This is a genomic window from Pseudomonas sp. JC1203 (genome assembly GCF_056175065.1).
Genome location: NZ_JBWCAM010000004.1, coordinates 51993 through 78518, shown reverse-complemented (window position 1 = coordinate 78518; position 26526 = coordinate 51993). Strand labels below are relative to the sequence as shown.

At 58.2% G+C, this 26526-nt stretch carries 26 protein-coding genes and 1 pseudogene; 6 read left to right on the top strand and 21 right to left on the bottom strand.

Annotated elements, in window-relative coordinates:
• Positions 1-346: 346 nt before the first annotated feature.
• The 9 genes and pseudogenes from AC0SZ7_RS07780 to AC0SZ7_RS07740 form a co-directional block, all read right to left on the bottom strand.
• Positions 347-949 carry a hypothetical protein gene (locus tag AC0SZ7_RS07780; RefSeq protein WP_475503846.1) on the bottom strand — a complete coding sequence of 201 codons (603 nt, stop codon included), beginning with the start codon at positions 947-949 and terminating at the stop codon, positions 347-349.
• A 15-nt stretch (positions 950-964) separates the two neighbouring features.
• Entirely contained in the window at positions 965-1258 is a 294-nt protein-coding gene (locus tag AC0SZ7_RS07775; RefSeq protein WP_475503845.1) for a hypothetical protein, read from the bottom strand.
• 188 nt (positions 1259-1446) lie between these two features.
• Positions 1447-1644 (bottom strand): hypothetical protein, encoded by a 198-nt coding sequence (locus AC0SZ7_RS07770; RefSeq protein ID WP_475503844.1) that lies wholly within the window; start codon positions 1642-1644, stop codon positions 1447-1449.
• Positions 1645-1672: 28 nt separating this feature from the next.
• On the bottom strand, positions 1673-2101 hold the full coding sequence (locus AC0SZ7_RS07765) for a hypothetical protein (protein WP_475503843.1): 429 nt from the start codon (positions 2099-2101) through the stop codon (positions 1673-1675).
• Positions 2102-2110: 9 nt separating this feature from the next.
• Positions 2111-4183: a hypothetical protein gene (locus AC0SZ7_RS07760; RefSeq protein ID WP_475503842.1), complete on the bottom strand. Its 2073-nt coding sequence runs from the start codon at positions 4181-4183 to the stop codon at positions 2111-2113.
• Complete coding sequence (locus AC0SZ7_RS07755; RefSeq protein WP_475503841.1) at positions 4180-6072, bottom strand: hypothetical protein; 1893 nt, start codon at positions 6070-6072, stop codon at positions 4180-4182. The genes AC0SZ7_RS07760 and AC0SZ7_RS07755 overlap by 4 nt, the downstream gene beginning before the upstream one ends.
• A gap of 1 nt (position 6073) precedes the next feature.
• Positions 6074-7420 (bottom strand): site-specific integrase, encoded by a 1347-nt coding sequence (locus AC0SZ7_RS07750; RefSeq protein WP_475503840.1) that lies wholly within the window; start codon positions 7418-7420, stop codon positions 6074-6076.
• A gap of 1503 nt (positions 7421-8923) precedes the next feature.
• Entirely contained in the window at positions 8924-9370 is a 447-nt protein-coding gene (locus AC0SZ7_RS07745; RefSeq protein ID WP_475503839.1) for a hypothetical protein, read from the bottom strand.
• A gap of 451 nt (positions 9371-9821) precedes the next feature.
• A pseudogene (locus tag AC0SZ7_RS07740) lies at positions 9822-10526 on the bottom strand (mechanosensitive ion channel domain-containing protein); the annotation flags it as partial.
• A 164-nt stretch (positions 10527-10690) separates the two neighbouring features.
• On the opposite strand from AC0SZ7_RS07740, the gene AC0SZ7_RS07735 reads away from it, so the two are divergent.
• A complete protein-coding gene (locus AC0SZ7_RS07735; RefSeq protein WP_475503838.1) occupies positions 10691-12028 on the top strand; it encodes a DEAD/DEAH box helicase in 1338 nt (445 codons plus the stop codon).
• Positions 12029-12069: 41 nt separating this feature from the next.
• On the opposite strand, the gene AC0SZ7_RS07730 is transcribed toward AC0SZ7_RS07735, so the two are convergent.
• Positions 12070-12345, bottom strand: coding sequence for a hypothetical protein (locus AC0SZ7_RS07730; RefSeq protein ID WP_475503837.1), 276 nt, complete (start codon positions 12343-12345; stop codon positions 12070-12072).
• 127 nt (positions 12346-12472) lie between these two features.
• Between AC0SZ7_RS07730 and AC0SZ7_RS07725 the strand changes: the two genes are divergently transcribed.
• Complete coding sequence (locus AC0SZ7_RS07725; protein ID WP_475503836.1) at positions 12473-12877, top strand: transcriptional regulator; 405 nt, start codon at positions 12473-12475, stop codon at positions 12875-12877.
• Positions 12878-13040: 163 nt separating this feature from the next.
• Positions 13041-13166 (top strand): PA1414 family protein, encoded by a 126-nt coding sequence (locus AC0SZ7_RS07720; protein WP_008372425.1) that lies wholly within the window; start codon positions 13041-13043, stop codon positions 13164-13166.
• Positions 13167-13218: 52 nt separating this feature from the next.
• On the opposite strand, the gene AC0SZ7_RS07715 is transcribed toward AC0SZ7_RS07720, so the two are convergent.
• The 6 genes from AC0SZ7_RS07715 to speB form a co-directional block, all read right to left on the bottom strand.
• Positions 13219-13467 (bottom strand): phosphopantetheine-binding protein, encoded by a 249-nt coding sequence (locus AC0SZ7_RS07715; RefSeq protein WP_475503835.1) that lies wholly within the window; start codon positions 13465-13467, stop codon positions 13219-13221.
• A 10-nt stretch (positions 13468-13477) separates the two neighbouring features.
• Positions 13478-13705, bottom strand: a complete 228-nt coding sequence (locus tag AC0SZ7_RS07710; RefSeq protein WP_475503834.1) for a hypothetical protein — start codon at positions 13703-13705, stop codon at positions 13478-13480.
• 125 nt (positions 13706-13830) lie between these two features.
• Complete coding sequence (locus AC0SZ7_RS07705) at positions 13831-15210, bottom strand: sodium:solute symporter family protein (RefSeq protein WP_475503833.1); 1380 nt, start codon at positions 15208-15210, stop codon at positions 13831-13833.
• Between the two features lie 89 nt (positions 15211-15299).
• Positions 15300-16799 (bottom strand): purine-cytosine permease family protein, encoded by a 1500-nt coding sequence (locus AC0SZ7_RS07700; RefSeq protein WP_475503832.1) that lies wholly within the window; start codon positions 16797-16799, stop codon positions 15300-15302.
• 49 nt (positions 16800-16848) lie between these two features.
• Positions 16849-17256 carry a YybH family protein gene (locus AC0SZ7_RS07695; RefSeq protein ID WP_475503831.1) on the bottom strand — a complete coding sequence of 136 codons (408 nt, stop codon included), beginning with the start codon at positions 17254-17256 and terminating at the stop codon, positions 16849-16851.
• A gap of 10 nt (positions 17257-17266) precedes the next feature.
• Positions 17267-18217 (bottom strand): agmatinase, encoded by a 951-nt coding sequence (gene speB / locus AC0SZ7_RS07690; RefSeq protein ID WP_027977277.1) that lies wholly within the window; start codon positions 18215-18217, stop codon positions 17267-17269.
• Between the two features lie 263 nt (positions 18218-18480).
• Here speB and AC0SZ7_RS07685 point away from each other — a divergent pair, with 263 nt between their 5' ends.
• The 3 genes from AC0SZ7_RS07685 to AC0SZ7_RS07675 all read left to right on the top strand — a co-directional run bounded on the left by AC0SZ7_RS07685 (position 18481) and on the right by AC0SZ7_RS07675 (position 21790).
• Positions 18481-19374 carry a LysR family transcriptional regulator gene (locus AC0SZ7_RS07685; protein ID WP_416422940.1) on the top strand — a complete coding sequence of 298 codons (894 nt, stop codon included), beginning with the start codon at positions 18481-18483 and terminating at the stop codon, positions 19372-19374.
• Positions 19375-19533: 159 nt separating this feature from the next.
• Positions 19534-21099 carry a methyl-accepting chemotaxis protein gene (locus AC0SZ7_RS07680; protein ID WP_475503830.1) on the top strand — a complete coding sequence of 522 codons (1566 nt, stop codon included), beginning with the start codon at positions 19534-19536 and terminating at the stop codon, positions 21097-21099.
• Between the two features lie 100 nt (positions 21100-21199).
• Entirely contained in the window at positions 21200-21790 is a 591-nt protein-coding gene (locus AC0SZ7_RS07675; RefSeq protein ID WP_475503829.1) for a tRNA-uridine aminocarboxypropyltransferase, read from the top strand.
• On the opposite strand, the gene AC0SZ7_RS07670 is transcribed toward AC0SZ7_RS07675, so the two are convergent.
• The 5 genes from AC0SZ7_RS07670 to AC0SZ7_RS07650 form a co-directional block, all read right to left on the bottom strand.
• The gene (locus AC0SZ7_RS07670; protein ID WP_416422942.1) at positions 21775-22428 is read right to left on the bottom strand and encodes an HAD family hydrolase; all 654 of its coding nucleotides are present in this window, start codon (positions 22426-22428) and stop codon (positions 21775-21777) included. The two genes, AC0SZ7_RS07675 and AC0SZ7_RS07670, sit on opposite strands and share 16 nt — an antisense overlap.
• A 545-nt stretch (positions 22429-22973) precedes the next feature.
• Positions 22974-23963 (bottom strand): ABC transporter ATP-binding protein, encoded by a 990-nt coding sequence (locus tag AC0SZ7_RS07665; RefSeq protein WP_475503828.1) that lies wholly within the window; start codon positions 23961-23963, stop codon positions 22974-22976.
• 1 nt (position 23964) lies between these two features.
• Positions 23965-24762 carry an ABC transporter permease gene (locus AC0SZ7_RS07660; RefSeq protein ID WP_475503827.1) on the bottom strand — a complete coding sequence of 266 codons (798 nt, stop codon included), beginning with the start codon at positions 24760-24762 and terminating at the stop codon, positions 23965-23967.
• Positions 24749-25546: an ABC transporter permease gene (locus AC0SZ7_RS07655; RefSeq protein WP_475504101.1), complete on the bottom strand. Its 798-nt coding sequence runs from the start codon at positions 25544-25546 to the stop codon at positions 24749-24751. The genes AC0SZ7_RS07660 and AC0SZ7_RS07655 overlap by 14 nt, the downstream gene beginning before the upstream one ends.
• Before the next feature lie 41 nt (positions 25547-25587).
• Positions 25588-26394: an alkaline phosphatase family protein gene (locus AC0SZ7_RS07650; RefSeq protein ID WP_475503826.1), complete on the bottom strand. Its 807-nt coding sequence runs from the start codon at positions 26392-26394 to the stop codon at positions 25588-25590.
• Positions 26395-26526 lie beyond the last annotated feature (132 nt).

Here is a 26526-nt window from a genome sequence, read left to right as displayed (position 1 = left end):
ACGCATGCCACCGCGAGGCGTGACGTGAAGCGTCTTTAAGCGGTTCGCAGCCTTAATGAACTCCCGTTCCTCTGCCTGAACCCACGCTGGCCGCTTGTCTTTCCAAAATAGCCAACCCATTTGCCCGGCCTCATCTTTGATCGGATGCTCAGCAGTATGTGGGAGCGGTAGCCAATGTCCAAGCAAGAAGGTCAGTCGGATCGCTCTGCAAGCGGAGCGCGCAGACCAGGAGGGTCGTAGGGCATGAGGATGGAAGCCCGAAGGGCCAAGACCTGTCGTAGACAGGGCTTGGTTAACGACAGCCGTTCCCCGCAGGGGCATGCCATGACAACCTTAGCGTCGCTGACTACCGAAAGGTGCGCTGCTCGAATGACCTGGGCATAACGCCCTGCGCGCAAAGATCATATGTTTTTCGCAAGGCTACTTCGTCCGCAGACGACACCTTGGCCTGCGTAAAGATCGTCGACAAAAATCGCTTCCGCTCAACATTGGCGAGTTCAGACCAGACCCTTGCCTGACCTTGTGCATCTGGTACCGCAAGACGATCAAGGAAATACTCCTCAAGGCTATGAAGCCGTTGCTGGCCATCGACCAGAATCTCGCTGTTCTCCGTCAATCCCCTGCCTGTGTCAGCCGGCTCGCACCAGTCGTTCGTAAGGTAGCTCCCAAGATCAGCCCCTGACCAAACAGCAGTAATGAAACGAGCCTGCTGGCCTACGTTCCACTCCAGCCCACGCGCCCAAGCCGGCACTGGCATACCCATAACAAATCGAGCCGCCCATGGGTAACGATCATGAGTGGAGGACGGATCCACCAAGTATTTTTCCAGGTGGCGCGCCAACACATCGATTGGGTAATGGCTGACGGTCGTGGAAAGAAACCGCTGCGGCATTTGGATGCGCGGGTCTGATGTTTCGTCGTCGGCATAGCGTTGGAAGATGGAGTTCATGGTTCTCACTGGTGGCTACAAATAGGTGGAGGTGCTGGAGTTACTGCGGGCGCATCGCCAGGCGTCGACAGTCTCAATGATCAACACATCTCGTTCGATGGAAATCTCGATCTGGTCGCTGTCGACCAGCGCATGTGCGTAACCCTCTACATATGCTGCTGCTTTATCAAATGCAGAAAGGGTTTCTGAAGACTTGATGACGCTTATCAGACGTTGCCAGGCACAGCGCTGGCGGTTGCCCAGGATCGTCTCGGGAAACAAAATGGCGGCACTCAAATGCTGTGCGTAGTCATCGGTTGGTTGGATCAAAGCGATTCGCTCGAAGGGATACATACCTATGACAAACGGTTGGTTTTGGAAAACCTTGAGCCTAAAGCGAAAAAATTTGAAGGTGAGAAAAGCCGGGCACAGTCTCCAGCCTATTGATAGTAGTCGCAAAGCATGTAATCTGTCAGGCAGGGGCCAAAGACCCCCGCCCAGGGTAATGGTGATCGGAGCTACTTATCTACAATATTTTTTTTAGCGGGCAGGCACTTGAGGCTGTCCGGGAATACTTCTTGGGCTAAATTGGAATTTCCACATCTCCCCATTGGGGTTTTTGAATAATACTCAGTCATTTTCTGCATGCTGTGAGAGTGTAGAAACATTTTCTTGAGTATTTCAGGTGCGATAGTAGAAATCTTATGGTCTTTCATTTGAGATCTCCATTTATACGGTAGCGTATTAGTGGTTGGTAGGTGAGTTGTTGGGTACGAGATCAACGACGTTGGTATATTTTTTCCATCGAAGCTCGTATTCATCAAGCTGTTCGAGAAGGAAAAGTTCACGGGCTAGGGCGGCTTTCCACAGATCCTCAAAGCGTTCCGCATCATTACGAAGCTTAGCGATGCGAGCTTTGAGATCGGCAACCTGGCCGTTCTTCTTGGCGATCCTCTCCTTCTGAAGGGCGGCGTAATTTTCAATGTCCGCGATCAGATGCTCGTAGATATCACGATCCTTCCTGATAAGGCTCGGATCTTTCCCGGCTTCGAGGGCAACGGTGCGAAGAGAGATCTTGAATCCTTTGTCTATTCGCTCCGGCTTATTGTCAACTAAGCGGAGTAGGGCGTCGTAGAGGTCTTGCAGGCCTGTGCCTTTGATATTGCTGTTCATAGATATTAGTTAGTTAAAGTGGCTGAGAATGGTTTCGTAATCTTGAATGTTGCGCTGCTCCATCCTGTACTCGAAAGATTTTGGATCGAGATCTAGAAGGTCGATCTTGGCATGCTCAATTACGGACTCAACATTGCTTACTTTGAGCACGGAGCTGGCGCATCCGAAGCAATTCGCAAAGTTTCCATGAGCGCGGTCGTTACAAGGTTTGCTGCTTGTGCAACCACCTAGGGGCGTGCGTTGATAGAAAATCAAACCATTCTTGGATTTCTTCATTGTTTCTTCGGCTGTCTGTCGGTAGATAATCCTGTCTGGATCATTTATTTTGCTCATTGTTGTTACACGCTCACCATGGCCGCCATACAGCTTCTCAGTCGAATACAAAACTTCATTAAGGTATGAGATCCACCTGGCGTCATTCGTCGCTTTTTCAAAGTCTTTTGCCAGCTCTGGACTTTTGGTTTTCATGTTGTAATCGCCTGCTGAGCAGCCACGCTGGTAGTAAATGCTCATGGACTCAGTGAGGTGGGTTAGAAGCCGTTTAAGTTCTGGAATGTCCAGTACCTGACTTTGAGCGCCAAACACCGCCATTGTCCTTCGAAATTGGTGCGACGCAATCTTCCATGGCCTTCCTACCTTATATTTTGGATCTGAGCGCCAGTCTGCAAGCGGATCAATAGATTCCAGTTGAAGTATGTCGTCCTCTTCAATAAGAATAGGCGGTAGATACTTTTCGTATCGCGTGAAATCTTTGATAATGATTGTATCGCCGGGTTCGTTGTGGGAGAAAGGTAAGAAGCTTGGCGTGAGAAGCAGGCAGTCACCACCATTGGTTCCCTCAGGGACATAGGGAGCAATAATGTCTTTAATTATTTTAAGGCATTTAATAGGCTCGGTAATCAACTCGTTGGCAATCCAGGCTGTGTCCTTCGCTTGTCCTGTTAACTTGGTTGAGATACCCATCAGGTACAAACCCTTAGAGTTCCAACCCTCAGCTTCTTGAATGCACTCATCTTCTAGAAGTTTCGCTTCGTGATCCCTTACAAGCGTATAGATATGCACCAGGCATTTTGCACTGTGTTGAACCAGCGCCATATGCCGTGCCAGGCTTGCAGGTTGCCGGATGTTGTACTTGTTACAGAAGTATTGAAGGTTGTGGTCGCTTACCGCTCTGGCAAAGTTCGGTCGCTTTTTTTCTACAGCGTGTTGGTAGCCGAACTCCATCTCATATCTTGACGACTTAGAAGAGTCTCGGCCATAAAGAGGATCCGCAGCCAGCTTTTCCGAAAACGCTTCGATCATGTCACCGTAATTGATGAGGTCGAGTACAATATCGTTGTAGTGGTGGTAGCGAGCATGAAGAATACGGCTTGGAATGACGGGTGTTTGTTTTTCTTCGTTGTATCTGCTGGCACATCGCTTGCGCAGAACCTCAAAAAAACGTTTGTGCGGATTCAGGTTAAGCGCATTGGAGGTTAACTTAAAGTAGTCAGAAACCATTTTTCCAATGCAAGACGTGTGGGTTCGCGCTATGTCATCTACGAAGTCCATATGAGCAGGTGAAGAAATTAGTTCCTGGATTGAGATGTTTTTTTTGTCAGCGCATTTTGTCAGGATCCGAAGCGCCCTGAAGGCCGAACCAATAGTTGAGATCCTCAACACCGATCCACGATGACCAAGCGAGAAGATGTTTGTCGCAAGAAGGACTTGCGAGGTTTTGATGTTGATATCGTTGAATTTGGATTTTGACCTATACAGTTCAAAGTTGAACGAAGTCGAATCCGTTGGCACGAGCCCTAATTGCGGGAAGTCCCAATACATGTCTGAAAGAAAAATCGCTAGTCCAGTGCGGCTGTAGCTGATAATACATGTGCTGTTCAGGTCGTCCAAATCCATGCCGAGATAAGCCACGTTGACATATGGCTGACTATGCTCTTCGTGTAGCAGATTTTCATTGTTGCATGGAAGACTCTCATTGTTGCCTGGTAGGCTTTCAGGATTGTCTCCAAGGCCTCCCGTATTTTCGACAAGGCTATCAGTATCGTAGGAGAGAGGTTTGATGCTAGTTGAGATGCTGTTCACACTATTACCTTTAATCGGAAAAGTCGTTCAAGATGTCGTTGCCAGTAGTCGGTTAGTGTGTTTTTTTCATAAACTTCCGCCTGCAATTCCTCAAGGGTTTTTTCAAGCGAAGGGTTGACTGACAGCATTTCATTTAGAAGTTTTTGAATTTTCCCTAGCGTCGGGCCGTGAATCAGATTGAAGTGCTCCAGGCTAGCGCTCGAGTGGATCATTTCCTTTATTACAAACTCTAGGCTGAGTAATTTCCAGGCGTCCTCACGGTTCGCATGAACCTGGTGATGTACGCAATTCAAACAGCCGACTTCGCTTTTGCAGTCCGGTTCAGAGGTGATTTGCGCGGTTTCACTTTTCAGTGGTGCCCCCTCACTTACACAACCCCCGACTGGTGTAGAACAGGGGTGCGGACTTCCAAAGAACTCATTGACCACAGCATGGAATTTTCCGATCTGATCGACCGAACTTTGCTCATTGGCTTTTAGGTAGCTACCTCTCTGCGTCCTTTCACTGTGACCTAAGAGTATTCGTGACGCTTCGTGGCCATGTTTCTTCGCGACATAGTTATCTTTATAGTTTCTAAAGCTTTGATAGCTGAGGCACGGCACATCCGGGTCGACCAACCTTTGTATCCGGTCATGAAGGCGACGAAGGATGTTTGTGTCGAGAATTCTGTAGTTGGATAGCTTGTTGCCATCAAATCCAATAAAGAGATAGGGGTGGTCAACTCCATGGCACAAGTAGTTCCTCAGTGTAATAAATTTTCGGAAGTGCTTGATAAAACTTGCCTTTACGCGAACAATGACTTCCTTGTTGTTGGCTCGAAATTTGATGGATCGCACACCAATTTCTTCAGTGTTTGCTATTTCGAAATTTGCATCCCAAGGAATTTCACGCAGAGGGGATTCGTTGATGGCTGTCGCTGCAACAAACATTGAAATAAAGCTGTCATGAGCAATCCTAGCAAGGGATACGCGGTACTTGGCGTCTCTAGACGAATTGGCGAGTCTAAGCCTAGACTCATATAGTTTTTTTGCATCATAATAGTAGGTGTCATTATTTGAAAGGGAGCGGCTTCGAAATTCTTCTAACGTTCTCAAGCGGGCCAGGCTGTAGTCAAAGGATCGAGACCCGGCAGTCTGCTCGCCACCTTTAGCAAGAATCTTGTCGGTTATGAGCGGATACTTGTCATCCGGTAGTATCCATGCATACCCATCTCTGACCTTTAGTTTATATGGCATTGCCTCTTCTTTGATCAAGAATTCAGTTAGTCCAGTAAAGAGAGGCTCACATGTCTGCAGGTGATATTTAATCGATTCGCGACTTGGTGGTTGTATCTCAGTCGTGGCTTTTTCCTGAGGACGCACTATCAGAGGAAGCTGTGCGAAGATATATTCTTCCTCTGGAAATATATGCTCACCGCATGTTTTACATACGGTTTGCATACGCCTGCGTGTGTTGTATTCCCTGTGGTCAGTGTTAAGGTACTCACTGAACGCCACCAATGCTCCATGATATGAGTCTGAGTCATCAAGAAAGCTTTCGAATCCGTTATTCTCGCACCACTTGGCCATAATTACCCAGTCCGCTATTGCGGAGTAGCCTGAGCTAAGAGCTGCTCGAGTAAGGCTCATGGTTATGATGTGGCTCGCCAGGTTTTTCACTCTGGCCAGCCGCTTCGGAAGGTGTGTAGATACGTCGACGTTCCTCCTCGCTTTCGCGCCAGAACGAACACCAAAGCAAATAGCTCCAAAATCAAAAGCCTGTCGATGGCTAAACCGCACCAGAATTGATTCGATTGGATTTCTTGCCAGCACATTATGAACTTCGTTTAGCAGTTTGGCGTGGTTTACTTGGACGTCAAGGCGAATCTCGCAGCAGGGCCTGTAGTCCATTTCAGTCCCCCACCAAGCTCATGATGTGCCTCTGATAATCACTGTCAGCTTCGTGCACCATTTCATTGACACGCCGGTAGTCTAAGTAACTCATCGTGGTCTTGCGGTTGGAATGGTGCAGGCGCTTAGCAACATAGTCGATCAGTTCGAGATAGCCGATTTTGCCTTGGGCAAGGAGTTCTCTGCGCTCATCTACCAAATTCATGCCGAATGAAGCCCTTAAGTCGTGAAAACTGAATGTGAAGTGGTGACCCTGTGCTTTTAGCTGCGGAGCCAAAGTGTCCTTGATAAATTTTCGTACTGCCGAACCTTTTTCATGGTTCTTATATATATCTTTGTCAAGGTGGCTTACATATAGTGGTTTTCCGGTTCTGCTAAGAAAAACATATTGCTCAGACTCATCCCTTTCCAACGCTTGGTCTTTGCGGTATTTGTAACGCTCGGACTGAAGGTAGGTGAATAGCCGATGATGTACCCAGCCAGGAACTTGAATGCTCTGCTTCTTCCCATATTTAGTATCTATGAGAAAACCCTCTCCTGCGCTTATCGAATATGTGCCAGTATCGTCTGAAGAGGCCTTAATCACATTTCCGACTCGTATGGTTAGTACCGTTTGAATTCTCATGCCGGAGAATAGTGCCAAGATGAATGCGAGCAGCATTTCAATGTTGCTTATGAGGAGAAGCGCTTTAATCACCGCGTCTTGCTCCAATTTATGGAGTGGGCGAAGCTTTCCGCCGTCATAAATGAAATCACTTGATTCATCTTTGTTTTCTGGGAAGGTTAGATCTGTGGTAATTACCTCTCGGGTTCTGGTAAAGCCATGTCTGTCAATACGTGATACATGAATGATTTTCTCTTTCCAAGGTGGCTTTGCCGGTATGAAGTTTCGATATCTCATTCGCCATCGGTAATACCGAATCATGGCGCGTATCTTGTTATTAACGCCTGTAGCCCCCCTCTCGCTACGTGCAATAGCTAACTTGAAGTGTGCTTTGAACCGGTATGTCGGCCTTTCAAACTCCCTTCCCTTAAAATCTAGGTGATCCAGATCGTGGTCGAGCATTACATTCATAAACTCTTTTAGGTTGACCGCCTCAGCACCTAAAGTTTCCGCAGAGAGTTTGGGGTACTGCTTGGCTCGCCAAAAGAGATAGAGGTTGCCTTCTACCCAAGGCGTGCCATCAGGCTGAAGAATGATCTTCATCCCTTGAATGTAATCTTCGTCTTGGTACTCCACTGGGTAAAAGACGGAAGGGTCAGTTGGAACAGAGACCATTGCTTCTATGGGGACTTTGTTGCTTTTTGTGAAGGGGGTGAGCCCTTTCAATTCTACAGTTGTGTACATGATGCTCTTACATGTTAGAGGTCAGGAGAGGAATCAGAGGAGGTACTCCGAACCAATTTCAATGGGTGAGCAGAGTAGAGAGTGTAGGAAATTTTGCAAGAGGTGGTTTTGTCGAATGCTTAAAGTTTGATTTTTAATTAGCCCAGTATTGTCATTGATTTTTTATTTTATTTTATAGGCGTTTTAATTGGTTTTGAGGTGGGTGCTCGGCTGTAAGGCGTGTGCTTCGTGGGTTTCCGATTTTTAATTTTCGGGAATGGAGGTTTATTTTTTCGATTATTTTTTAATTAGAGCTCCGCAGGGCTTGGTCTTCTTTGCTACGTGTCAATTAGATCAATATAAGGCCTTTGGAATTCTGTCAGGTTTACCCGGTGTGCCTCCCAAATGGCGTTGTAGGTGGGTTTTGGTATCTTTTGGCTTACTGGATAGTAATTACTGAAAATTGCCCAAAGGGCTTTCAATGCTCTGTTTTTCCTTTAATTGACATGGTTTTTTATATTAGTGATAAAAAGTGACTGGCGGTCGAAAGAAATCTGGCTGCTGAACGTTTTTGAACAGTTTTTCAGCCCGCCCGGCGGCCCCGGCATCAACGTGAAGCGCGTTTGGGCTAGTTGATTAACGATGTTGGCGGCGGACGGAACTGGTCTGTGAGTAGAAGCTGTCGTCTCGGCCGGAGCTTGGACTGAGGCTTATCGGGACACATGGACATGGCCTAGCGTGGCTACTGGTCTTCTCTGACGCCAGTTTTGCCGATTTTTGGCCCTTAGGCGCTGGATCGGCACCTGGTCATAACGTAAGTTGAGCCTCACCTCTTGAGCTTACTGAGGGAGGTTAAGACCATCAATCGCGTCCTTACCTCGCCGCATTCAACGTGTATGACCACCCTGCGATGACGGTGTGGCACATCCGGCACCAAGCTTTATTTGAGCTCCGCTGACTACATCGATAGGGTTTTGGCAGAGCGTTCAAGCTACATGTGGCTCTAGGGATCTTGATCACTCCACGAGCCCTGGCATGGGTGTAGGTGCTAGCGGAACCACATTGATCCCCGTGGCCCCAGTCCAGCAATCTCGTAGGAGTGGAAGCGGTCGCCGACAGGCGCTAGGGTAGGGCTGCAAATCAGACAAGGAAATTGTCCGCGCCGGCTCGTGGTTCCCGGCGTTCTGCGGAGGGGGCGGAGATGAACATTACCGAACCGGAAGTTGAACGCCCACTCGCACAGCGGCAGCACGTCACTATGCGTGCGCCTGTAGATCGCCGGCAGCGCTCGCGCCAAGTTATTCGAGGGATGCGGTGCGAGTTGTCCGCCTGGGGAGACGGCGTGACGCTGGACGGGCTGCGCGTGGAGTTGTAACAGATTCACCCCGCAATACCGCACAAGCTTTCGGGCGGCAGGTGCGGCGAGTGGAAATGAGGGGCTAGCACAGGTGAGGCAAAGATGCCCTTTTTACGCTGTATTTCACCCCTCGGTGCGGTACGCAGCATTCAGCGCGGAATATAGTTTCAGACGGCTATCCATGATTTTTTACGCCACCCATCGAGTTCCGCGACCGTGACCTTGTCGTTACTCACGCTTGCGAAACGATAGTAATCAGATATAAGTTGGCCGTACTCTCGCAGCTGCTGATTGGCATGCCCCATGAGAAGCAACCGACCCTCACTATTGGTAAGTCCCTTGAACAGCTTGAAAAGCTCAAGGCGGTATTCGGTGATCAGCTTGAGCTTCTCTTCCGAAGGGGCATCCCCACGGTCTTTGATCCTGGCCCAGTCAGTGATGTGCGCCCAGTGCTTCAGCAGTACGTGAGTGACCTCTTCGATACTGAGGGCCACGCTTTCTAGCATTTCCACGTTCTTCGCGTGGCGCTCTTTCTCTATGGTTCTAGTGTGGCTTCGGCCATTGTTGACATGGGTCGCTATGCCTATAGCCACCGCACCCAGGCCGATCTTCATCGCTTTATCGACAACCTCAAGCCAAGTTGTAGGCACCGCCAATCCCAGTAGTTGGTAAAAGAGGCGGGCGATTCTACATGGTGTCAATAGTGTGGCACAGCTGGTCGGCGCGCCTTCATCAAGGCGTCAAGGGCAGCGCCTCAATCAACACCACTGCGGCGTTATCTTTCAGTCGCCTTTTGCCACGCCTTATCTGCAGCATGAAACTGACCAAGGCATTGCGCACCTATGTCCGTTGATAGCCGCCAACCGGACACCTGCCACTCAATGTCGACATCCACTTGCGACTCTGGAATAAGCCAAAGCGTTTTTAAGAGTGAATAAGGATCTGCTTTGCACGGCTTGAGGTGAGGGGTGCTTAGGTGCCTCGCCTGCATTCCCTCTGAGGAGGCTTGTTGCTGTCAAGATTGCTGCGAGCTCACGATACGTCGAAGCAGGCTTCAACTCACGCGTAGTTCTGCACCTTCACCGTGTGCAGGGTGATGTCCACCACGTCGCCATCGGCGCCCACCTGGGGCATTTCGATCCAGTCGCCCACGCGCAGCATGTCGTTGCTGGTCAGCTGCACGCTGGCCACGAATGACAGCAGGGTGTCCTTGTACACCAGCAGGATGACCGCGGACATGGCGCCCAGGCCCGACAGCAGCAACAGCGGCGAACGGTCGATGAGCGTGGCGACGATGATGATGGCGGCGAAGATGTACAGGATCATCTTGGCCAACTGCACATAGCCCTTGATGGAGCGCGTGCGCGCATGTTCGGTGCGTGCGTAGATGTCCAGCAGGCCGTTGAGCAGGGCGCCCAGGCCCAGGGTGAGGCACAGGAAGGTCACGGCCAGGGCCAGGTTGCCGATGAACAGCGCGGTCTTGTCGCTCAGGCCCGGCACCAGGGCCAGGCCGAACTGGATGACCAGCGAGGGCACTGTCTGCGCCAGGCGATGGAAGACCTTGTTGCGGTGCAGGTCGTCCAGCCAGTGCAGTGCCGGCTGTCGGCCCAGCAGGCGCATGCCGTACAGCAGCACCTGGCGCGCCAGGCGGCCGAGGCCCAGGGCGATGCCCAGCAGCACGGCCAGGGCCAGGCCGGTGCGCAGCAGCGGTTGATGTTCCAGGGTGGCCCACAGGGCCTGTGCCTGAAGCCAGAAAGCGTGAGTATCCATGGGTTGCAGCGGGTGTCCGGTAGGCTGAAGGACTGACCATTAGAGCCCATCACCACGACAAAATGGCAATTAGTACGTTACAGGACGTAAAGAAATTCGGCTTATTGCCGCGCAAACCGTTACGCTATGCAGTTGAATTTATGTACTTCGCCGAGGTAACACCCGTGTTTTCCCAATTCCCCTTGCATGAACGCCTGCTCAAAGCCGTGGCCGAGCTGAATTTCGTCGAGCCTACCCCGGTGCAGGTAGCGGCTATCCCGCTGGCAGTGCAAGGGCGCGACCTGCGGGTGACGGCGCAAACTGGCAGCGGCAAGACCGCAGCCTTCGTGCTGCCCATCCTCAACCGCCTGATCGGCCCGGCCAAGGTGCGCGTGGAAATTCGTGCCGTCATCCTGCTGCCGACCCGCGAGCTGGCCCAGCAGACCCTGAAGGAAGTGGAGCGTTTCTCGCAGTTCACCTTCATCAAGTCCGGCCTGATCACCGGCGGTGAAGACTTCAAGGTGCAGGCCGCCATGCTGCGCAAGGTGCCGGACATTCTGATCGGCACCCCCGGCCGCCTGCTTGAACACCTCAACGCCGGCAACCTCGACCTGAGCAAGGTGGAAGTGCTGGTGCTGGACGAAGCAGACCGCATGCTGGACATGGGCTTCTCCGAAGACGTCACGCGCCTGAGCGACGAGTGCAAGGACCGCGCCCAGACCCTGCTGTTCTCTGCCACCACCGGCGGCGCCGGCCTGCGCGACATGATGAGCAAGGTGCTGAAGGACCCCGAGCACTTGCTGATCAACAACGTCAGCCAGCTGGCCGAAGGCACCCGCCAGCAGATCGTCACCGCTGACCACAACGTGCACAAGGAACAGATCCTCAACTGGCTGTTGGCGAACGAGACCTATCAGAAGGCGATCATCTTCACCAATACCCGTGCCATGGCCGACCGTATCTATGGCCGCCTGGTGGCCCAGGAATACAAGGCGTTCGTGCTGCACGGCGACAAGGACCAGAAGGACCGCAAGCTGGCCATCGACCGCCTGAAGCAGGGCGGCGTGAAGATCCTGGTGGCCACCGACGTGGCGGCCCGCGGCCTGGACGTGGACGGCCTGGACCTGGTGATCAACTTCGACATGCCACGCAGCGGCGACGACTACGTGCACCGCATCGGCCGTACTGGCCGCGCTGGCAACGAAGGCCTGGCGGTGTCGCTGATCTGCCACGGCGACTGGAACCTGATGTCGAGCATCGAGCGCTACCTGAAGCAGAAGTTCGAGCGCCGTGTGATCAAGGAAGTCAAAGGCACCTACAGCGGGCCGAAGAAGGTCAAGGCCTCGGGCAAGGCCGTGGGCGTGAAGAAGAAAAAGACCGACGCCAAGAAAGGCGACAAGAAAACCGCCGCCAAGGGCCCGACCAAGCGCAAGACGGTCAACAAGCCCAAGGCCGACCAGCTGGTGAGCGCCGACGGCATGGCGCCGCTGAAGCGCCGCAAGCCGGCTGCTGACGCCGAGTAATACGGCTATGTAGCCGCTGCCTCAGGCAGCGGCTACGTTATTCAGGAGTCGGCTTTCCTGCCGGCTTCCTTCAGCTCCTGCAGCCGCTTGTCGATCAACTGGCACTTGTCCGGCAAATCCTTGCTGGCGGTGTCCAGTTTCATGCCTTGCAATTCTTCATTGATCTCCCTGGCCTTCTGCGGGTTCTGTTGAGTCAGGTTGGCCACCTCCTGCGCCAGCTGCTCGCGCTTGGCCGTGGCCTCTTCCAGGGTGCAGGCGAAGCTGTTCACGCTCAGCACCAGCATGCACGCGCCCGCGATGCTCATTACCGTCTTCATCATCCACCTCCTGCCGCGATACCCGGTGGAGCCTGCGCACGCGCCGAAAGTTCAGCGTGAACGGCTGCGCGGCGCGCGGGTCACAAGCTGTGTAGGCCTTTTCACTCAGTGTTGGAGGTAGCTCAGGATGACAACGTATAACTGGGATTTGCTCGAACGCCTGTTGCATGAGGTGCAGAACGGCGCCGGGCACAGCTTCACGCCACGCCCCTATGCCGAGCAGCACGCCGCCCAGGTGGCTGCCGACGGCGACTCGCCAGGTGACCTGGACCATTTGAAGGCGCTGGCCGGCGAATATGAGAAGCTGTTGCTGGACCGTGGCTATATCGAGCCGCGCCCGGAAGACGAAGGCGGCAACGGCGAGAATTTCGTGCTCACGCCCCGGGGTTCCAGCCTGTTGAGCCTGATCGACACTAGTATTCCCGGGCACGAACACCCGCGGCAGGTGCTGGACGAGCAGGAGGACCCGCTGCTGCCGGAGGTCTTCGATGAGGTGGCCAGCAAGGCGCAGATTGCCGGTGGGTCGGTGTAGGTTACCGATCGTCGGGCGCAAGGTGGCTGGTGGATGAAATTCGTCCTGATTGAGACGTTTTGCCGCACTTTACCCGGTGCGCATGATGGCAATCAGGACTATGATCTGCTTGAGACGACGCAAACATTGACCCGTCGCTCAGGTTTACCCTAAGGGGGGCTCTATGAACCGCACTCTGTATAACTGGCTCCATGACCTTGGCGTTGCCCTGGGCCTGATTCCGCCACCGCTGCAGCCGATCCCGATTCCTACCGAAGACAACGACCGTCGCCGCCAGCCGCGCCGTTAAGGTTTGACGCCGCCTGTGGGGGTGGGCAGAGCCCGCTCCCACATCGATCTAGTCAATGGCGCGCTATTTCCTGCAGGAACCGCCATAGGTCGTTGGCCGTCACCGCCTGCTCCAGCAACTTGTCCTCCTCGCTGGTAAAGGCCGTCAGCCCGTACTCGTCCTCCAGGCGGGTAATCAATTCCATGATGTCTTTCTTTTCCAGCCCAAGGGATTCCAGGCTGACGTCGTCGTCGAAGTCGCCGTCCCCCAGGTAGTCGCTGATGAAGTTGTGTACCGTCTTGCGGATACCGAATCGCGGCATGGCGAGGCCCCTACGCAGAAGCGTGGTCGTGGGGATTCATCCTCTGAATCAGGCGGGAAAGGTCATTGATGGTACTGACCTGGGGCAGCAGCCGGTCAGGGTCCAGCGGCACGCCGAACAGGTTTTCCAGGCGGTGGAAGAGTTCGGGCAGGTCCAGCCGTGGCGTGTCGCAATGCTGCGCGGCGAGTTGCTGCTCGATGGTGCTGTGGATGTAAAGCTGAATATCGGTTCTATTCATGGCAGACCTCCGAAATGCGTGCACGCTCCGTCCGGCAATTCGTTTGCGGTACTGTCAGAACAACAGCGGCCCTTCCTTGTGAAAGCGCCGTATCCCTCATCGGGGATACGGCTTTTTTCAGTATGTTAGGCCAGTTTCGCCGCCAGCGCCGGGCGGCGTGACAAAAGGCTGACGAGCACGAAGCTCACCAGGCCCACTGCCAGACTGTAGTAGATGGGCGTGTTGGCATCCAGGCCGTCCTTGAACATGAACACCAGGGCGGTGATGAAGCCCAGGGTCATGCTGCAGATGGCCCCCGCAGTGGTGGCGCGCTTCCAGAAGATAGCGCCGATCAGCGGAATCAGCATGCCGCCTACCAGCAGGTTGTAGGCCAGGGTCAGGGCGCTGATCACGTCGTTCACCACCAGGGCGATGCCCAGCACCGCAATGCCGGTCAGCAGGGTGAACAGGCGGTTGATGCCCAGGCTCGACTGCTTGCCGCCGCGCAGCTTGGGCAGCAGGTCTTCGGTGAGTACCGTGGAGGCGGCCAGCAGGCCGGCGCTGGCGGTGGACATCATGGCGGCCAGGGCTGCGGCAATCACCAGGCCGCGGATGCCATCGGGCAGGCTGGCTTTCACAATAGCGGCGAAGGCGTTGTTGACGTTATCCAGGTCCGGCAGCAGCACGTGGGCCGTCATGCCGATCAGCGCGCAGGCCAGGCCGTAGACAATGCAGTACAGGCCTGCGGTAGTGCCGGCGTATACGGCGACCTTTTCGTTCTTGGCGGTGAACACCCGTTGCCAGATGTCCTGGCCGATCAGGATGCCGAAGAAGTAGATCATGAAGTAGGTGATGATGGTGTCCCAGCCAATGCTGGTGAAACTGAAGCTGGACGCCGGCAGTTTCGCCACCAACTGGTCCCAACCGCCCACGCGGTACAGGCAGATGGGCAGCAGGATGAACATCAGGCCCACGGTCTTGATCACGAACTGGACGATGTCGGTAAGGGTCAGCGACCACATGCCGCCAATGGTCGAGTACACCACCACCACGCCGCCGCCAGCCAGCACCGCCAGCCAGAAAGGCAGGCCGAACAGCACTTGCAGCACGGTGCCGATGGCCAGGATCGAGGTCACGCCGATCATCAGCGCGTAGGCCAGCATGATCACCGCGCTGGCCTGGCGGGCCATGGGGTTGTAGCGCTTCTCCAGCACCTGGGTGACGGTGAAGATCTTCAATTTCAGCAGCGGCTTGGCCAGGAACAGGTTCAGGGCGACGATGCCCAGGCCCAGGGCCGCGCACAGCCAGAAGCCGGAAATGCCATGTACATAGCCCAGGCGCACGGTGCCGACGGTGGACGCGCCGCCCAGCACGGTGGCGGCCATGGTGCCCATGTACAGCGATGGGCCCAGGTTGCGGCCGGCTACCAGGTAGTCTTCATGGGTTTTTGCCTTGCGCATGCCGTACCAGCCAAGCAGCAGCATGCCCGCCGCGTAGATCGCGACGACGAAAATATCCAAAGCCATGGGTAAATCTCCGATCTTATTGTGTACGTAGCAGCTGCCGCAGGCTGCGTCCTGATACCCAGGACGCGGCCGGCGGCCGCTGCTACGGGTTAGGCGGTGGTGGCGCCGGCAGCGATGGAGGTGCTGCCGGTTTTACCGTTTGGGCCATACACCGCTGCCGCTTCCGGTACCAGCTTGAGCAGCAGCAGGTACACCACCGCCGCCAGCCCCAGGGTTACTGGCAGGCTGATGTCGATGCCACCGGCCAGGTTGCCCAGCGGGCCGACGAATTGCCCCGGCAGGTTGACGAAGCACAGGCCCACCAGCGCGCTGGGAATCCAGGCCCCCAGCCCGCGCCAGTTCCAGCCATGGTGGAACCAGTAGCGGCCACCCTGTTCGCCGCGGGTGAACACCTGCAGATCATCGGGGCAGTACCAGCCGCGGCGCACCAGCAGGCCGATCAGCATGATCACCATCCACGGCGTGGTGCAGGTGATGATCAGCACCACGAAGGTCGACACGCTCTGCACCAGGTTGAAGGCGAAGCGGCCGATGAAAATGAAGGCGATGGACATCAGGCCGATCAGCAGGGTGGCCTGCACCCGCGACAGCAGGCGTGGGAACACGCTGGACATGTCCAGGCCGGTGCCATACAGCGAGGTGGTGCCGGTGGACATGCCGCCGATCACCGCCAGCAGGCACACCGGCAGGAAGAACCAGCCCGGCGACACCGCCAGCAGGCCGCCGACGTAGTTGTTGTTGGCGATGTAGTCCGGCGCCTGGGTGGCGACGATGGTCGCGGTGGCCAGGCCGAACATCAGTGGCAGCAGGGTGGCCAGCTGGGCGAAGATCACCGCGCCCATGATGCGTGCCTTGGCGGTGCTGCGCGGAATGTAGCGCGACCAGTCGCCCAGGAACGCGCCGAACGAGATCGGGTTGCTCATGGCCACCAGCGAGGCGCCGATGAAGGCCGCCCAGAAACCGGCCTGGCCGTGGCTGACGGTACCGGCGTAGTTCACGTCGAAGGCACCGGCGAAGGCGGCGATACCCGACAGGAACAGGATGCTGGCGGTCCACACGGCGATCTTGTTCACCCACAGCATGAAGCGGAAGCCGTAGATGCACACTGCCAGCACCAGCACCGCGAACAGGCCGTAGGTCAGGCCCAGGGTCAGGTCGGTTTCCGGCAGGCCGATCAGGCGCTTGGCGCCGCCCACCAGGGCGTCGCCCGAGCTCCATACCGACAGCGAGAAGAAGGCGATGGCGGTCAGCAGCGACAGGAACGAGCCGACAATGCGCCCGTGCACGCCGAAGTGCGCACCGGAAGACACCGCATTGTTGGTGCCGTTGATGGCGCCGAACAGGCCCATGGGCGCCAGGATCAGCGCGCCGACCAAAGTGCCCAGCAGCACGGCCACCAGGCCCGCCTGGAACGACAGCCCGAACAGCACCGGAAAGCTGCCCAGCACCGCGGTGGAGAAGGTATTGGCGCCGCCGAAGATCAGGCGGAACAGGTCGAGGGGCTTGGCGTTCCTTTCGTGGTCCGGGATCTGTTCGACCCCGAAGGTTTCTATCTGGCTGATGCTGGTCGTGCTGTTGTTATTGTTCATGATCTGCTCCGATCATTGCGGGCGCCCGTCTACGCGGGCGGCGCGGCGTTCAAGGGGAGGGCAGTGTCGAGGGTGCAGCGGATAAGTGTTCGTGGCAGGCCAGCCAACGGCCTTCTTGTTGTTGGCGAAACACAATGGTTTCGCGCTCCTGGCTAAAGCACATCTCCCCTTGCATGCGCAGCTGTGTCGCCACGTCATGCATGAATATCGCCACGTCACCCTGCAGGCTGACGACGGCGTTGCTTGAGGTGCATTCAATCACCTCGAAGCCATCCTCGCGCCGCCAGCCGTCCCACACCTCACGATAGGCATCGCGGGACAACAGGGGCTGCGCAAGGGTGTAGAACACGAAGGTGGCGTCGGCCGTGAAGGCGTCGAAATACGCCTCGCGGTCGTTGTTGGCAAAAGCGGTGACCAGGTCGCGGGCGGCTTGCAGTACTTGTTCTTGTTTGCTCATGGCCATGTCCTCAGCGGTGCACCACGCCCGGCAGCACGCAGAGCATTTCGTACAGCAGGTTGGCGCCCAGCAGCGAGGTATTGCCGGTGGTGTCGTAGGGCGGCGAGACTTCTACCAGATCGCAACCGACCAGGTCCAGGCCCTGGCAGCCACGCACGATCTCGATGGCCTGGATGGTGGTCAGACCGCCGATTTCCGGGGTGCCGGTGCCAGGCGCCCACGCCGGGTCGATGCCGTCGATGTCGAAGCTCAGGTACACCGGGCCGTCACCGACCTTGGCGCGCACTTCTTCCATCAGCGGTGCCAGCGACTTGTGCCAGCACTCTTCGGCCTGCACCACGCGGAAGCCCTGGTTGCGGCTCCAGTTGAAGTCTTCGGCGGTGTAGCCCTGGGCGCGCAGGCCGATCTGCACCACGCGGTCGCAGTCCAGCAGGCCTTCTTCCACGGCGCGGCGGAAGGTGGTGCCGTGGGCGATTTTCTCGCCGAACATGTGGTCGTTGACGTCGGCGTGGGCGTCGATGTGCACCAGGCCCACCTTGCCGTGTTTCTTGTGGATGGCACGCAGAATCGGCAGGGTCACGGTGTGGTCGCCGCCCAGGGTCAGCGGGATTACGTTGTGTTCCAGGATCTCGTCGTAGGCTTCTTCGATGATGCGCACGGCGTCCAGCAGGTTGAAGGTGTTGATTGCCACGTCGCCGATGTCAGCGACCGACAGCGAGTCGAAGGGGGCGGCGCCGGTGGCCATGTTGTAGGGGCGGATCATCACCGACTCGGCGCGGATCTCGCGTGGGCCAAAGCGGGTGCCGGAGCGCAGGGAAGTGCCGATGTCCAGCGGAATACCGACGAAGGCTGCGTCCAGGCCAGCTGCGGTTTGCAGGTGCGGCAGGCGCATCATGGTGGCGATGCCGCCGAAACGCGGCATTTCGTTACCGCCCAGTGGTTGGTGAAGAATCTTGTCCACGGGTTACCTCATCGTTTGTATTTTTTCTTTGCGCTCGGTCAAGGCCGGCACGTTGAGGCGGAGTCTGCATAAAGGTAGTGACCCTGAAGAATCGCTACAGAGAAATACTTAGTTCAGATTTTTCTGAAGTAATGCCGTTACACTGTTTGCTCTATTGATGGGTTCTTGTGGGCGCGGGCTTGCCAGCGAGCTGTTGCGACACTGCAAAGCTCGCTGGCAAGCCAGCTCCCACAGACGCCGCAATCCTCAACCCAGTGTGACCCATGGCCAACGCACTTCCCGACCTGAAACTGCTGCGCATCTTCGTCAGCGTCGTCCGCCACCAGGGCTTCGCCAACGCCCAGCAGGAACTGAACCTGTCCACCTCGGCCATCAGCACCTACATGAGCCAGTTGGAAGCGGCCCTTGGCATCGTGCTGTGCCACCGCGGCCGCGGTGGTTTCAGCTTGACCAGCAAGGGCGAGCTGTTCCACCAGGAGACCCTGCGCCTGTTGGCGGAAATGGAAGGTTTCGAGCAGTACGCCGCCGCCCTCAAGGGCGAGCTGCGCGGCACGCTGAACCTGGGGGTCATTGACTCCACCGTCAGCGACCGTGCGCTGCCGTTCGCCGAGGCCATTGGCGCCTACTGCCAGGAACACCCGGCGGTGCACCTGCACTTGTCGGTGTCCAGCCCCTACGAATTGCAGCTGGGCGTGCAGGAAAACCGCCTGGACCTGGCCATCGGCGCGTTTTCCACGCGCATGAGCGGCCTGGTCTACCAGCCGCTGTACCGCGAGCAGCACTGGCTGTACTGCAGCAACCGCCACCCGCTGTACGCCGAGCGGCGCATTCCCGAGCAGGTCATCACCCAGCAGCGCATGGTGGGCCGTGGCTATTGGAGCCAGGCCGAACTGGCCCGCCACGGCTTCAAGCACAGCGCCGCCACGGTAGAGAGCATGGAGGCGCAGCTGATCCTGGTGCTGTCGGGCGCCTACATTGGTTACCTGCCCGAGCACTATGCCCAGCCGTGGGCCGATAAAGGCGACCTGCGGGTGCTATCGCCGGCGACTTTCGGCTACCAGGCGCCATTTTCCATGATCACCCGCCGTGGTCGCAGCCGCGAACCCTTGATCCAGACCTTCCGCGACTTGCTCAAGGCGCAGCTCACTCCGGTGTGAAACGTGCGGTGCGGCGCTGGGTCGCACCGCCAAAACGCCATTATTTGTGCGTTTGCCGATACTCGGCGCGTCGAACGCCCCTACAGCCCTGAAATGCTCTGCTACACCTTTCAGAGCTTGATGACACATTTTCTCATCGACAGCAGGGACGGCCCAACGATGCGCATGAATTTGCCCATTACCGAACACGAACGCACTTTTTCAAGCGACCAGCGGCTGATCTCCACCACTGACCTGAACAGCAACATCACCTACTGCAACGACGCCTTCGTCAGCATCAGTGGGTTCACCTACGACGAACTGGTGGGCAAACCCCACAACCTGGTGCGCCACCCGGACATGCCGCCGGCAGTCTTCGCGCAGATGTGGGAGACCATCAAGCTGGGCAAGCCGTGGATGGGCGTGGTGAAGAACCGCGCCAAGAACGGCGATTATTACTGGGTGAGCGCCTACGTCACGGCCATCTATGAGCACGGCCGCATCAGCGGCTTCGAGTCGGTGCGCGCGGTGCCCAGCCGTGAGCAGATCCGCCGCGCCAGCCAGTTGTACGCGCGCCTGCGGGCCGGCAAGTCGCCGGTGGCCCCGGCAGCGCGGCTGGGCAAGGCCTTCCTGCGCGGCTGGCCGATTCTTGCAGCGGCCGGCGTGTCGGTGCTCAGCCACTTTTTCCTCGACGGCTACCCGGCGCTGCTGGTAGTGCTGGCCAGCCTGGTGGGCGCCTGGGCGCTGACCGAGCGCCGGCAGGTGCGTGACATCGAGCGCACGCTGGACGAACACCCGAAATCCTTCACCAGCCCCTTGGTGGCCCTGACTTACAGCGATACCCCGGGTGCCCAGGGGCGCCTGGACCTGGCCATGTTCAGCGAAGAGGCGCGGCTGCAGACCGCGCTCACCCGCCTGGTGGATGCTGGTGTCAGCGTGCGCGAGCGCGCCTCGCAGTCGTCGGGCTTGTCCGGCGCCCAGGCTGAGCTGCTGGACCGCCAACGTAGCGAAACCGACCAGTCGGCCACGGCCATTGCCGAAATGGCCGCTACCATCCAGGAAGTCGCGCACAACGTGCAGAACACCGCCGTGGCCGCCGCCGACGCCGACCAGCTTGCCCAGCAGGGCAGCGCCCTGGCCCAGCAGAGCCTGCAGGCCATGGGTTTGATGAGTGGCGCGGTCAGCGAGATCGGCCAGGCGGTCAATGCCTTGGCCCAGGAAACCCAGTCCATCGGCAGCGTCGCCGACGTGATCACCGCCATTGCCGAGCAGACCAACCTGCTGGCGCTCAACGCCGCCATTGAAGCGGCGCGCGCGGGCGAGCAGGGCAGGGGCTTTGCCGTGGTGGCCGACGAGGTGCGCTCGCTGGCGATGCGCACGCGCAGCTCCACCGAGCAGATCCATCAGATCATCACCTCGCTGCAGGCTGGTGCTGACCGCGCGGTGCACACCGCCACCCGTGGCGAGCAGATCTCCAAAGACAGCGTGCAGAGCGTCGAGGCCGTGCAGACGGCGCTGGTGGGCATAACCCAGGCGGTAAGCCGCATCACCGGCATGAGCCAGCAGATGGCCACGGCCTCGGAACAGCAAAGCCACGTGGCCGAGGACATCAACCAGCAGATCACCCGTATCGCCCAGCTGTGCGACCGTAGCGCCACCCAGGCCCGCGAAGGGGCGCAGATCAGCCAGGAGCTGGAGCGCATGGCGGAGTACCTGCATGACCTGGCGGAGCGCTTTAGCCGCTGACCTGTAGCAGCTGCCGGAGGCGGCGTCCGGGGCTCCGCGCAGGCCCCGGACGCCGCCTTCGGCAGCTGCTACGGGGGGCGGTTCTGTGGCAAAATGGGGCATGCCTCGAATCATTTGCCCCCGCTGCAACCGCCCTGAACCCCGCTGCCTGTGCGCGCTGATCCCCAGCTTGCCCAGCCGCACCCGTGTGCTCATTCTGCAGCACCCCAGCGAGGTCAATCACGCCCTCAACACCGCGCGCCTGGCGGCTTTGGGGCTGGTGAATGCCGAGCTGGTGGTGGGCGAAAGCATTGACCAGGCCTTGCTGAACCCGCCCGGTTACCGCGCCTGCCTGCTGTTCCCCGGCGATGACGCGCAGCCGCTGTCGGCCGGTGCCACGGGGGAGCAGCCGATGCTGCTGGTGGTGCCTGACGGCACCTGGCGCAAGGCGCGCAAGCTGCTGCACCTCAACCCCGCGTTGGCGGCCCTGCCACGGGTGACCCTGGACGGCGCGCCGCCTTCGCGCTACCGCTTGCGCAAGGCGCCGGCACCCGGCGCGCTGTCCACCATCGAGGCCATCACCCAAGCGCTGGAAGTGCTGGAAGCACCCACGTCATTCCAGCCGCTGCTGGCGCCTTTCGACGCGTTGATCGACGGCCAGATCGCCGCCATGGGCGAGGACGTCTACCGGCGTAATCACGTCCAGGAGTGAATCGGCCAACCGGCCTTTTCCGCGTGTTCGCGCAGCACCGGGTCGGGGTTGACCACGTGCGGGTGGTCGACCTTCAGCAGCAGTGGCAGGTCGTTGCGTGAGTCGGAGTAGAAGGTGGCGCCCTCAAGGTTTTCTTCTTCCTGGTCCAGCCACTCCAGCAGGCGGGTGATCTTGCCTTCGCGGTAAGTCAGCGTGCCAACGGTGGCGCCGCTGTACACGCCGTGCTGCACGTCCAGGTCGATGGCCAGAATTTCGTCCACGCCCAGGCGCTCGGCGATGGGGCCTACCAGGTGGGTACCCGAGGCGGAGATGATCAGGATGCGGTCGCCGGCCTTGCGGTGGGCGGCGATGGTCTTGGTGGCGTCGCTGAAGATGATGGGCTCGATGAAGTCCTCTACCCAAGGGCCTACCAGGTGGTCGACCTCTTCGGGGGTGCGGCCGATCATGGGTTCCAGGCTGAAGGCCATGTAGTCTTCCATGGCCAGCTTGCCTTGGCTGTAGGCGTCCATGAGTTCGTTGTTCTTGCGCATGAACGATTCCGGGTCGACCCAGCCCAGGCGGGCCATTTGTTCGCTCCATAGGGTTGCGCAGTCGCCGTGGATGAGGGTTTCGTCCAGGTCGAAGATTGCCAGTGCCATACAAATGTTCCTTCAGATGGGTTCACACAATAATTTCAGCCGCGCTGCTATCCGGCTTTTGATCTTGATCCCGTGCGGCCTTTGATCTTGATTGTGTGCCCCATAAAGCGCCAGGGCCGACTGGTCGACGCGGGAGAGAGGGGGCCCTCGGTAATGGATATGTGCATGGCTTTCGAGTCTCGCTTGTGAGGGATTTGGACATATCCATTTTCGGGGTGCGGCCACCGACCGTTTCGCCCTTACGGCGACTCACTTTTTTTCAGACGCCAAAAAAAGTAAGCAAAAAACGCTTGCCCCTGCTTGGGCCCTACGCTGCGCTACGGGTCCCCTCCCTCCGTCGTCGCTCAACGGGCAGACGGCACCCGCTATAGAAGCCTGCGGGTTACCGTCTCTTCGGCCTGCGGCCTCGGCCCTTCGGGCAGCCCGTTGATCGACGCCTCCAGTCGGCCCGGGCGCTTTACGGGGCATACAATCAAGATCAAAAGCCAGATCACAAGCCAGATCACAAGCAGATCAACTGCAGATCAAAATCAAAAGCTCTTGCGTCAGGCTACCTCACAAAGTGCCTGCGCATCGATAGCCAACGACACCCTCTGCCCATTAGGCAGCAAATCACTCGCCGAGCGGTTAAGTACGTCCACCACCAGTTCAACCCCACGCGCATGCACCCGGTAGCGAATCACGTTGCCCAGCAAACTGTGGCTACGAATCTCGCCTTCCAGCTCGCCGGTCAAGCTCAGGGTGATGGCCTCCGGGCGGATTGCCAGGCGGGTGTGCACCGGGCGTTGCAGCAGTTTTCCGGCCTGTTCGCTGTCGAGCAGGTTGTAATTGCCAATGAAGCCGGCGGCGAACGCGTCGGTGGGCGCGGTGTAGAGGCTTTGGGCGTCGCCGCTCTGCACGATCAGGCCCTTGTTCATCAGGAAGATGCGGTCGCTCATGGTCAGGGCTTCTTCCTGGTCATGGGTGACGAAGATGGTGGTCAAGCCCAGTTCCTGCTGGATGGCGCGGATCTGTTCGCGCAGGTGCTTGCGAATGCGCGCGTCCAGCGCCGACAGCGGTTCGTCCAGCAACAGCAGGCGCGGACGGGTGACCAGCGAGCGGGCCAGGGCTACGCGCTGGCATTGGCCGCCTGACAGTTGGTGCGGGTAGCGGTTGGCCAACTCGTGCAGTTCCACCAGGCGCAGGGCCTCGTCCACGCGCTGGGCCACCTGTTCCTTGGCGACCTTCTGCATGCGCAGGCCGAACGCCACGTTCTGTTGCACGGTCATGTTGGGGAACAGCGCGTAGCTCTGGAACACCATGCCGATGCCGCGCTGTTGCGGGCTAAGCGGTACCAGGTCCTGGCCGTCCAGCAGGATGCGCCCGCCGTTTACCGAGGTGAGCCCGGCAATGCAGCGCAGCAGCGTTGACTTGCCGCAGCCCGAGGGGCCCAGCAGGGTGACGAATTCGCCACGGGCGATGGTGAAGTTGATGTCGCTGAACACCGGGGTATCGCCGTAGTGCTTCTGCAGTTGTTCGACGCTGACGAAACTCATATCAGTCTTTGTCCTTGTTCAAGCGGTTGGCGGCCCAGGTCAGTACCAGCACGAAGACGAAATAGGAAATCACCAGCGCGCTGTTGAAGTGCCCGCTGCTGTTGCGCATGTTGTTGAGGTACACCTGCAGGGTTTCGTAGCGGGTGCCCACCAGCAGGTTGGCGAACACGAACTCGCCGAACAGGAACGAGAACGACAGCAGCAGCGCCACCAGCAGGCCTTTGCGCAGGTTGGGCAGCACCACCAGCAGGGCCGCCTTGAAGGTGCTGGCGCCCAGCAGCTGGGCGGCGTCCATCAGGTCGCGCAGGTTGATGGCCTGCAGGTTGTTGGTGATGGCCCGGTACATGAACGGCAGCGCCACGGTGAAGTAGCAGCCGATCAGAATCCACGGCGTACCGACCATGGCCATGGGCCCGGAGCCGTAGAGTTGTAGCAGGCCCACCGACGACACCACCGGCGGCACGGCGAAGGGCAGCAAAATGAGGATGTTCATCAGCGCGTCCAGGCGCGGGAAGTGGTAGTGCACCACGAACAGCAGCGGCAGGATCAGCACCACCGACAAGGCCAGCGAGCCCACGCAGACGATCAGCGACTGGCCGAAGGCGTGCAGGAAACGGGTGTCGCTCCACAGCTGCACGTACCACTGGAACGTCAGGCCGCTGGGCAGGATGGTTGCCGACCAACTGGTGGCCAGGGAGTAGAGCAGGGTGCCCGCCAGGGGGAGCAGCAGGATCAGGAACAGCAGCCACACCACCACGCGGTGGTACAGCGCCGCCGGGCTGGCTTCAGCGCGCGACATGGTAGCTCCTCTTCAGTAGCCACTGGTGGACCACGGTGACCAGGGTCATCATGCCCACCAATATCATCGCCAGGGCGGCGGCCAGGTTGGGGTTCAGGCTGATGTCGCCGGCCACCATGGCGGCGATGCGGATGGGCAGCACATTGAAGTTGCCGGTGGTCAGCGCGTACACCGTGGCGTAGGCGCCCAGGGCGTTGGCCAGCAGGATCACGAAGGTGCCCAGCAGTGCCGGGGTCAGCACGGGCAAGCCGATGTGCCGCCAGTATTGCCAGGCGCTGGCGCCCAGCAGCGCGGATGATTCACGCCAGTCCTCGCGCAGGGCGTCGAAGGCCGGGTACAGCAGCAACACGCCCAGGGGGATCTGGAAGTAGGTGTAGAGGATGATCAACCCGGTCTTCGAGTACAGGTTGAAGTCCTCGATGATGCCGGCCTGCTTGAGGATCATGGTCAGGCTGCCGTTGAAACCCAGCAAAATGATGAACGCGAACGCCAGGGGCACCCCGGCGAAATTGCTGGTCATGTTGGCGAAGGCGCTGACGAAGTCGCGCAGTTTCGAGTCCACCCGCCGCAGGGAGTAGCTGCCCAGCACAGCGATGATGATGCCGAACACGCTCGACCAGAAGCTGATCTCCAGGCTGAACTGCATGGCCTGGCGGTAGAACCGCGAGCTGAAGGCGCTGATGAAATTGTCCAGGCTCCAGCCGCTGTCGGTCTGCAGGCTGTGGATGGCCACCCACAGCAGCGGGGCGATCTGGAAGATGAAGAATACGGCGGCGAAGGGCATCAGCAGCAGGATCGCCCAGCCGCGCCCTCTGGTTGGCTGGCTCACTTGAGCAACCCCCGGCACAGCGGTTTGTCGTGGGGCACGCCCAGCAGTTCGCACAAGGTGCCGCACAGCTCGGTCTGGCGCGGGCGCGCCGCGGGGTCGAGGCTGAAGGCGTCGCCCAGCACGAACAGCGGTACCTGGCGCTCTTCGGGCAGCAGGCCGTTGTGGGAGCGGTCGTTGTTCATGCCGTGGTCGGCGGTTACCAGCACCTGGTAGCCGGCGTCCAGCCAGCCTTGCAGGTAGTCGGCCAGGATCACGTCGGCGCCACGGGCGCTGTTGCGGTACTGAGAGCTGTCGAGGCCGTGCTTGTGCCCGGCGTCGTCGATGTTCATGGAGTGGATAAGCAACACGTCCGGCTGGTGCTTGAGGCGCAGGTCTTCACCGTCGGCGAACAGGTGCGAGTCGGGGTAGTGGTCGGCCCAGTAGAAGTGCCCGAACTGTATCGGCAACTGCGGCGCCTGGGTATGGCGGTCGCGGGCGGCGTTGAAGGGTGAGCGGTTGTACAGCTCGCTGACCCAGTGGTAGGCGGCTGCCGCCGTCACCTTGCCGGCCTGGCTGGCGCAGTGGAACACGCTGCGCTGGTTGGACAGGCGCGAGACATTGTTGTGCACCACGCCGCTGTCGATGGGCGCGACGCCGGTAAGAATGCATTCGTACAACGGCCGCGACAGCGCTGGCAGCTCGCATTCAAGCTGGTACAGCGCGGCCTTGCCGGCGCCAACGTACGCCTGCAGGTGGCCCATGGCGTGCTCGGCGACCTGGTAGCTGAGGCCGTCGAGCAGGACCAGGATGGTTTTGTGGGGCATGGTTTTGCCTCTGAATACTCTGTTGCCAGGGCTCCCACAGGTATCAGTTCATCTCGATGATGACCTGCTCGTTCCACTTCTGCGGCAGCTCCTTGGAGCTCTTTTCCCAGGCATCGGGGTTCTTGATCGGCT

Coding starts and splice junctions, on each gene's coding strand:
- AC0SZ7_RS07780 (WP_475503846.1), bottom strand. CDS start 949: ATGAACTCCATCTTCCAACGCTATGCCGACGACGAAACATCAGACCCG.
- AC0SZ7_RS07675 (WP_475503829.1), top strand. CDS start 21,200: ATGCCTCGAATCATTTGCCCCCGCTGCAACCGCCCTGAACCCCGCTGC.
- AC0SZ7_RS07655 (WP_475504101.1), bottom strand. CDS start 25,546: ATGCCCTTCGCCGCCGTATTCTTCATCTTCCAGATCGCCCCGCTGCTG.
- AC0SZ7_RS07680 (WP_475503830.1), top strand. CDS start 19,534: ATGCGCATGAATTTGCCCATTACCGAACACGAACGCACTTTTTCAAGC.
- AC0SZ7_RS07660 (WP_475503827.1), bottom strand. CDS start 24,762: ATGTCGCGCGCTGAAGCCAGCCCGGCGGCGCTGTACCACCGCGTGGTG.
- AC0SZ7_RS07685 (WP_416422940.1), top strand. CDS start 18,481: ATGGCCAACGCACTTCCCGACCTGAAACTGCTGCGCATCTTCGTCAGC.
- AC0SZ7_RS07710 (WP_475503834.1), bottom strand. CDS start 13,705: ATGAATAGAACCGATATTCAGCTTTACATCCACAGCACCATCGAGCAG.
- AC0SZ7_RS07750 (WP_475503840.1), bottom strand. CDS start 7,420: ATGTACACAACTGTAGAATTGAAAGGGCTCACCCCCTTCACAAAAAGC.
- AC0SZ7_RS07770 (WP_475503844.1), bottom strand. CDS start 1,644: ATGAAAGACCATAAGATTTCTACTATCGCACCTGAAATACTCAAGAAA.
- AC0SZ7_RS07755 (WP_475503841.1), bottom strand. CDS start 6,072: ATGGACTACAGGCCCTGCTGCGAGATTCGCCTTGACGTCCAAGTAAAC.
- AC0SZ7_RS07705 (WP_475503833.1), bottom strand. CDS start 15,210: ATGGCTTTGGATATTTTCGTCGTCGCGATCTACGCGGCGGGCATGCTG.
- AC0SZ7_RS07700 (WP_475503832.1), bottom strand. CDS start 16,799: ATGAACAATAACAACAGCACGACCAGCATCAGCCAGATAGAAACCTTC.
- AC0SZ7_RS07695 (WP_475503831.1), bottom strand. CDS start 17,256: ATGAGCAAACAAGAACAAGTACTGCAAGCCGCCCGCGACCTGGTCACC.
- AC0SZ7_RS07730 (WP_475503837.1), bottom strand. CDS start 12,345: ATGAAGACGGTAATGAGCATCGCGGGCGCGTGCATGCTGGTGCTGAGC.
- AC0SZ7_RS07650 (WP_475503826.1), bottom strand. CDS start 26,394: ATGCCCCACAAAACCATCCTGGTCCTGCTCGACGGCCTCAGCTACCAG.
- AC0SZ7_RS07720 (WP_008372425.1), top strand. CDS start 13,041: ATGAACCGCACTCTGTATAACTGGCTCCATGACCTTGGCGTTGCCCTG.
- AC0SZ7_RS07670 (WP_416422942.1), bottom strand. CDS start 22,428: ATGGCACTGGCAATCTTCGACCTGGACGAAACCCTCATCCACGGCGAC.
- AC0SZ7_RS07665 (WP_475503828.1), bottom strand. CDS start 23,963: ATGAGTTTCGTCAGCGTCGAACAACTGCAGAAGCACTACGGCGATACC.
- AC0SZ7_RS07725 (WP_475503836.1), top strand. CDS start 12,473: ATGACAACGTATAACTGGGATTTGCTCGAACGCCTGTTGCATGAGGTG.
- AC0SZ7_RS07715 (WP_475503835.1), bottom strand. CDS start 13,467: ATGCCGCGATTCGGTATCCGCAAGACGGTACACAACTTCATCAGCGAC.
- AC0SZ7_RS07745 (WP_475503839.1), bottom strand. CDS start 9,370: ATGAAGATCGGCCTGGGTGCGGTGGCTATAGGCATAGCGACCCATGTC.
- AC0SZ7_RS07765 (WP_475503843.1), bottom strand. CDS start 2,101: ATGAACAGCAATATCAAAGGCACAGGCCTGCAAGACCTCTACGACGCC.